This window comes from Streptomyces sp. NPDC056231 (assembly GCF_048270745.1).
GTDB lineage: Bacteria > Actinomycetota > Actinomycetes > Streptomycetales > Streptomycetaceae > Streptomyces.
The window spans coordinates 1-7,259 of sequence record NZ_JBLVKW010000155.1 but is presented as its reverse complement, the minus strand read 5'-3'; the positions used below and the strand labels follow the sequence as shown (position 1 = coordinate 7,259).

The 7,259-nt window shown below is 70.2% G+C and carries 3 protein-coding genes and 2 pseudogenes; 2 read left to right on the top strand and 3 right to left on the bottom strand.

The features are described 5' to 3' along the window. Positions 1 to 70: 70 nt before the first annotated feature. Positions 71 to 1,381 (bottom strand): sensor histidine kinase, encoded by a 1,311-nt coding sequence (locus ACNPQM_RS43205; RefSeq protein WP_418088310.1) that lies wholly within the window; start codon positions 1,379 to 1,381, stop codon positions 71 to 73. 119 nt (positions 1,382 to 1,500) lie between these two features. On the opposite strand from ACNPQM_RS43205, the pseudogene ACNPQM_RS43200 reads away from it, so the two are divergent. After that, positions 1,501 to 1,605 (top strand): annotated as a pseudogene (locus tag ACNPQM_RS43200) (ISAzo13-like element transposase-related protein); the annotation flags it as partial. Between the two features lie 2,489 nt (positions 1,606 to 4,094). Further along, positions 4,095 to 4,334 carry a hypothetical protein gene (locus tag ACNPQM_RS43195; RefSeq protein WP_418088309.1) on the top strand — a complete coding sequence of 80 codons (240 nt, stop codon included), beginning with the start codon at positions 4,095 to 4,097 and terminating at the stop codon, positions 4,332 to 4,334. Positions 4,335 to 4,895: 561 nt separating this feature from the next. Here the strand turns inward: ACNPQM_RS43195 and ACNPQM_RS43190 are convergent. Both ACNPQM_RS43190 and ACNPQM_RS43185 read right to left on the bottom strand, forming a co-directional pair. After that, a pseudogene (locus tag ACNPQM_RS43190) lies at positions 4,896 to 5,607 on the bottom strand (IS6 family transposase). A gap of 208 nt (positions 5,608 to 5,815) precedes the next feature. Beyond that, complete coding sequence (locus tag ACNPQM_RS43185) at positions 5,816 to 6,871, bottom strand: S1 family peptidase (protein ID WP_418088308.1); 1,056 nt, start codon at positions 6,869 to 6,871, stop codon at positions 5,816 to 5,818. Positions 6,872 to 7,259: the final 388 nt, after the last annotated feature.

Here is a 7,259-nt window from a genome sequence, read left to right as displayed (position 1 = left end):
CTTTTTTCGGCCGGCGGCCGCGGCCCGTGTGGCCGCGGCGGCAGGCCGTCATCGCGGATTCCGGGGGCGCTCAGCGCCGCCAGGGCAGCTCCGCCGTCACCCGGGTGGGGCCCCCGGACGGCGAGTCCACGATGAGGGTCCCGTCCACTGCGTCCAGCCGCTCGGCCAGCCCGGCGAGGCCCGATCCCTTGGACACGTCCGCGTTGCCGACCCCGTCGTCCTCGACCTGGAGCATCAGCCGGTCCGCCACCCGCCAGACGTCCACCGAGGCGGACCGCGCCCCGCTGTGCTTGCTGACGTTCTGGAGGAGCTCGGAGACCGTGAAGTACGCGATCCCCTCGATGGCCGCCGCCGGCCGCTCGTCGAGATCGACCTCCACCCGTACCGGCACCGTGCAGCGCGAGGCTACCGCCGACAGCGCCGCGTCCAGGCCGCGGTCCGTGAGCACCGCAGGATGGATCCCCCGCGCAAGGTCCCGCAGCTCCTGCAACGCGGTCTTCACCTCGCCGTGCGCCTTGTCCACCATGCGCGCCGCCGCTTGCGGATCCTCTGTCAGCCTCTCCTTCGCCAGCCCCAGGTCCATCGCCAGCGCCACCAGTCGGGCCTGCGCCCCGTCGTGCAGGTCCCGCTCGATGCGCCGCAGATCCGCGGCAGCCGTGTCGACCACGACCTCCCGGTCCGACTCCAGCTCCACCACCCGCGCCGATAGCCGCGACGGCCCCAGCAGCCCGTACACCAGCACCTGGTCCACCATCGTCAGCGCCCGCACGATCCACGGCGTGGCCAGCGTGAACAGCAGCCCCACCAGCGCGGTCACCGTGATCTTGAATGGGTTGTCCAGATAGATGCTGTGCTGGCCGTCGCCGTAGAGCTGGATCCCGCCCTGACCGGCCCACATCGGGAACACCCAGAACCACAGCGGATACGTCAGCAGGCTCCAGCCCAGCGTCCAGAAGACCAGCGAGACCGAGAAAGAGAACACTGCCCACGGGAAGTGCAGGATCGCGTAGATCAGGGCCCGCCAGGAGGCGCCGCTCTTCAGCAGGGCCCCCGTCCAGGCCAGGACGCCCGGCTTAGTTGTCCGCAGCGGCTGCGGCTCGGCGACCTCCAGGCCGAGCAAACGGCGCGCCCGCGCCCGCTCCAGCACCCCGAACAGGCGGCAGCCGGCCAGCGCCGCCGCCAGTACCGGGACACCGAAGAACGTCACCAGCAGGCCCGCGCCCAGCGACACCATCGTCACCGCGTACGTGAACAGCAGGATGCCGATCGGCAGGTTCAGCAGCACGTACCCGAACTCGCGCCAGCTGCGGGCCTCGAACGGCGCCCGCAGCCCGGCCAGCAGCAGGTGCCGTTTCCGTCCGGTGTAACCGTCGTGGACCATGCCCGCGCTGTAGGGCCCGTACCCCGGTGCGTCCTGCGATCGGTCCTGGGCGGCCATCGGCGTCGTCCCGTCCCCTCGTTCCGTGTTTCCTGCGGCTGTCCCGCCGTACTCCCAGCGTGCACCAGTCCGGCGGTCAGCCGGTGATCAGCATCGATGCCAAGAAGAAGGAACAGCTGGGGCAGCTGCCGAACCCCGGGCGGCAATGGCGCCCCGCCGGCGATCCGGGCGCGGCTGGTGCCGCTTGGCCTTCTGGCCGTCGCCGTTCCTCTTCGCCGCTCCATCGCGGCCCGCAGCGCGACCCGGGCCAGGCCCACGCCGGACATCTCGCCGCCGCTCATGCCCCCACGGGATGTACCCGAGGTTCAGGTGCTCAAGGCCGGACATTTGCTGCACCTGGTCCACCAGCCGCCCGGTGAACAGTCTCCTGGCCGACGTCTCGTCGTACCGGTCGATGTGGTCGAACACCAGCTGCGGGTCCTTCATCGCGCGCACCCGCCAGTCGCGGACCTGCTCGCGGGTCAGGTCCCCGAGGACCAGCTTCTGGTCGTCGTCGACGTCCGCAACCTCCGCGGCCGGGGCGGCGACGGCCGTACGGGGCGCGGGCAGCACGACTGGGGCCGCCGGCGTGGCCGGGACGTCGACCTCGGGCCGCGCGGCCGCGGCTTTGGCACGGGCCTGAGCCGCGGCCTGCCTCGCCCGGTACTGGTCCCACTCGTAGGCCTTAGCCCACGCCCTGGCCGTCACGTCCTGGTGCAGCTGCTGCGCAGTTGCCGCTCGCCGCTCCTCCTCCGAGGCCCCGGGCATCGCGGCGTCGACGGCGGCCGCGACCGCACGGCGCTGGGACCTGCGCTCTTCCTGCCGGCCCTCGCACCGCGGGCAGTCCCGGCCGGAGTCGAGCAGCACACGGTCGTCACACCGCACGTCGCCGCACTGCTGACGCTGCGGCAGACCCAGACCGATCAGCCAGCCCACCGGGTCCTTGATCGGCTTGGCCAGCCGCATCTGGTCCTCCAGGCGCCGGGCGAGCCGGTCAGCGAGGACCTGCGGCGCATCCGCACGACCGGCGAAGCCGACCACGCGGGCCAGCTCGCTGCGGACGGCAGCTTCCACCAGGCGGCGGGCGGCCGGACGTTCCAGGCGCGCCCAGACCAGGTCCACCGGGGCCAGGACGGCCCGCAGATCTGCTGTCGGCAAAGGCACCCTTCCCCGCTGCTGCTTGCCCTGACCCGCACCGGCCACGACCCGCACCGAAGCGCTGACCACCAGCCCGCGCCCGCCCTTCACGCCTTCGACGACCGGGAACTTCTTCGGCTGTTCCCCGCGCAGCGGGCCGCCGTCCTCGCGCACGCACGCGCGGTCCGGCAGACCACCGCACCCGTCACGGCCGTCGCCGGAAAAGCCACCAGAGAGCGCAAGAGCCCCACCGGGAGTAACCACAGAAGCGTGGAGAGCGTGGGGCTGTGCAGCTGCGGCGAGGTCTGCCGATCCGGTCGTCTCGCTCTGCCCGGCACCCTCCACCCCAGTCGCCACGAGGGTCTCGCCTGTCTCGCTGGACTCAAGATCTCCGGATGCAGTAGCAGCGAGGTCTGAAAACACAGCCTTCGCGGTCCGGCGGGTCTCCCGCACAGCCACACCGTGGGCCTCAGCGACCGGCACCAGGCGCACCCGCGACCGCCCATGCAGACCCGAGCCGGTTTCCTGCCGCACCACGTTCGCGACGCCGTGCTCCTGGAGCCGCTTGAGGACCTTCGCCCCGGCCGCCGCCGTGCAGCCCAGCAGCCGCGCGACCGTCGCCGCCAGACGCCCTCGCCCGGTGTCCACCGAGCCGGGGCATAGCTGCAGCCAGCCCGCCGAACCCGTCGTCAGCACCATCAGCAGCAGCCCGAGCCGGTCCGTCGCAGCCCCCCGCCCCGTTCGCCCGGCGAGCAGCCCGGCCGGGACCGGCGCCTTGTCCTTCGGTGCCCATCCCGGACCGAACAGCACCTCGATCAGGCTGAGCAGCACCGCCAGCTCCGAGCGGGACAGCGCCAGCGGGTGCCGCCGGTCGCCAGCCTTCTGCGCCCGGTACATCGGGATCACCCAGCACTCCAGGCCCGTCGCGTGCCCGAAGCTGTTGGTCGCGACGTTCGAGCCGAGGAACCCCGCGCGGCGCAGCTCGGGCAGCACCGTGTGCGCGACCGTCGACTGCGACACCCCCAGCCACCGGCCAAGCTCCGCCGCCCAGATCGACGCCTGGTAGTCGTCACGGACCTTCGACTTCGCCATCAGCACCACCGACGCCAGCCGGGCACCGTCCGACGCATCGGCCAGCGCCGGGGACGTCACCAGCGTGCGCACCGCAGCGAGCAGCCGGGCCCGCATCGACTTCGACAGCTGCAGCGGGTTGCCCAGTTCCAGCGGAACGACCGGGCCGGCCTGCGCCGGAACCGACCGAAGCCGACGGCGCGGTGCACCGCCGATGAACTCCGAGCGAGGGCGCACGAGCGGGGCGGCCGACGCGGCGACCGCGCTCACTGGACACCCCGTACGGACGTCAGAACATGATCCGTCGGGCGACCATGAACCAGATCGCCTGTGGACAGAGCCCGGCAATCATGCTTGGGGATACCACTCTTGGGCACTATGAGAAACGACCTGCCTTCCATATGCGTCGACGACCGGAGCCCCTCACGGGAACCGCGGCGTGTACGTGAAGACCGGGACCGTCCCCTTCGTGAGCAGGGCGATGAAGAAGCTGGCGGAACTGGGGCTGGCGGAGACGAACGGCAACGCGGGCAGGCACCCGATCTGGAACCTGACCCCGGCGGGACAGAAGGCTCTGGCCGACGGCAACGAGCTGCCTTCCCGCCCGAAGGCCGGCACCGGAGCGAAGGCGGTGAAGGCCGTACGTCATGCCGAAGAACCAGTCCACCGCCGCGCAGACCGCCCGCCGGGCGAGCCGGAGCGGGGGTAAGTACACCGAAGCCCTGCGCCGCGCGAAGACCAGCAAGACGGCGCACGCGCAGCGTGTCCTGCGGTTCCTGGCGGAACACTGGGGCAACCTCTACTACCTGGTCGGCGGGATCGCGACGGCCTGGGCACACAGCGGACAGCGGGTCCTGCTCCTCGAGGAAGCCGAGGACTACTGGCTCTGGACCATGAGAGGCGTGGGCCGCAGCCGGGGCCGCCGTAAGAAGGAGACCGAGTCGACTGCCTCGCCGGAGTCGACGACCAGCACGCTGTGGACCTCGCCGGACGGCCCCGAGGCACGCCACACCTGCATGTGTGAGACCCGCCACCCCGCACAGGAGAACGACCAAGGCTGGCCCCGAACCGACCGCAGCCCACTCGCGGCGGCGGTGGCCGACGCCCTCGACGCCTACGACGTGATCGTCCTACTGCCGAGGTACTGGTCCTGGGCCTCACGGTCCTGCGCGACTACCTCCGCCGGCACTGTCACATTGTTGTATTGGGGTGGTTCTGGCAGCCCGTCAGGGCAGGTATCGCCTCATGCCACCCCGGCGGATGGCCGTTGTCAGACCGGCGCGGCCGTGCCGGTGACCTGCTTCCAGGTGGTGAAGCGCTCGGTCATCCCGGTGCAGTACCGGGCTGCGGTCAGGCGGTGGCGTCGGGGTCGGAAGTGGGGGTGAGATGCCGCTGAACGCTGACAGGAACCGCTGCGCGTGGCTGGGCGAGGTGAAGCGTTTCATCGCCCGTTCGCGCTGGCGGGTCGGCTGGTGCGAGCTCTCGGCCCGGTTGTTGAGATTTTTCGAGGTGCGATGCTCCACGCCCGGCATGACCTGGCGGTGGGCTGCGCCGTAGGAGCGGAGCTTGTCGGTGACCACCACCCGCGGCGTGTACTCATGATCCTTCAGGAGCCGACGGAAGAACCGGACAGCCGCTTGCGTGTCGCGTCGGGGCTGGACCAGGATGTCGAGGACGTTGCCGTCCTGGTCCACGGCCTGCCACAGTAGTGCAACCGGCCGTTGATCTTGATGAAGACCTCGTCCAGGTGCCACCTGTCCCCGGCCCTCGGCCGCCGCCGGCGCAGGAGGTTGGCGTACTGCTGCCCGAACCTGCCGCACCAGCGGCGGACCGTCCAGTAGGAGACGACCACGCCGCGCTCGAGCATCAGCTTCCTCGACCTCGCGGAATGACAGCGGGAAACGGAAGTACAGCCACGCGCAATGCGCGATCACCTCGGCCGGGTACCGATGCCCCTTGTACAACGGTGGCGCACTCTCCACGGTGGCCCCTCCCCGCACGGCCAACCCCAAGATCACCCCACGCGCCAGCCAACGTGACAGTGCGCGTTCACGGCATACCCCCTAAAACTCGTCCGTACCGTGGGGCCACTCAAGTGCTTACAAACAGGGCGGATGAGGGTGGGCAGGACGCGGCAATGGGCAGCGGCCCCCTGGCCAGGGGGCCGCTTTTGGGCTGCGGCGGTTTCGTTTAGGCGGCGCTGCGGGTCTTGCGGCGGCGTACTGCGAAGGCGGTGCCGCCACCGGCGGCGACCAGCGCGGCGGCCATACCGGCGATTGCCGGAGTGTTGTCGTTCGTACCGGTCTCGGCAAGGTCGGAGCCCATGGCCACAGTCTTCAGGGCGCCGTCGGTCTTCAGAGTGCCGTCGGTCTTCGGGGCGCTGTCAGTCTTCAGGGCGTGGTGGTTCTTCACGGCGTGGTGGTTCTTCAGGGCGGGGTTGGTCTTCATGGTCTTGTTGATCCAGCCTGCGTAGGCGGGCGCGTTGGTGTAGAGGCCGGGGCCCTGCGAGCACGGCACCTTCGGGGCGCCGGGCCCTGAGGTGACGCCGATCAGTTCCCAGCGGCCGTTCCGGCCCTTCTGGACCTGCGGCCCGCCGGAGTCCCCGAAGCACGCCATGGCCTTGGGCACGGTGGTGATGGTGCACAGCCGGGTCGGGCCCGCGTAGCCCGGCGCGCACTCGGACTCAGCGCCCCTACGGGTGTTCAGCTCCTGCAGCCGGTCAGGGAACTTGAGCTCGGTGTCGACGGTGGTGCCGAAGCCCAGGAGCCGGGTCGGCGTGCCGGGCGACCCTACATGCTTGGCAATCTTGATGGGGTGCTGAGCGACTGGGCGGTCCAGGCGTATCAGCGCGAGGTCGTTGTGGTTGGCGGTCTTGCCCTCGCCGTTCACGTAGCCGGGGTGGACGAAGGTCCGGTCGATCTTTCGGACAGTGCCGCCGGACTTGCGGTGGTCGCTGCCGACGCGCACGATGCCGTCCAGCTCGAGGCCGTCACCCTTCACGCAGTGGGCCGCCGTCAGTACCCACTGCTTGTCGATCAGCGACGCCCCGCAGGTCCCGTCGTTCAGACCGAGCGTGGGGGCCGACTCGGGGATGGTCGCCATGAACGGGTAGTGCTCGGTGGAGTTTGATCCGTTGACGATGGCTGAGGCGCTGCCGGCCATGACAGTGGCGCAGGCCGCAGCTGCGAGAACGCCGACGGCAGCGGTGCGGGCGGTACGGCGGCGCAGTGGCTTGAAGCTGTACACAGATGGTTCCTTTTTTGCTCGGTGGATCCGTACGCATTTACTCGGTGGATCCGTACGCATTCAGCCTCGTTGTTTCGATGCCTGTCAGACCATCCGGGAAACAGGTCAACCGACGGTATGGCCCTCTTCCCCTCCGTACTGAGGAAAACCCGAGGTCCGGAGTGTGGTTGCCTGGCGTGACGGCGACGGCGGTCACCGCGGCCCGACCGCGACGATCAGGAACTCCCGCCGTCGCTACAACGCGCGGAAATACCTCGCAAGGGCCGGAGAAGACCCCCGGAGGAAGCCACCGATCTGAGAGGGCGGTATGTGACGTGATGACGTACTTGTCGTCACCGGAACGTGTGGGACGGCCGCATCCGCGCTGACCAAGAGGGTCCGGCCGTGC

Bases quoted from the DNA above. Each gene is read 5' to 3' on its own strand.
- ACNPQM_RS43205 (WP_418088310.1), bottom strand. From the start codon at position 1,381: ATGGTCCACGACGGTTACACCGGACGGAAACGGCACCTGCTGCTGGCC.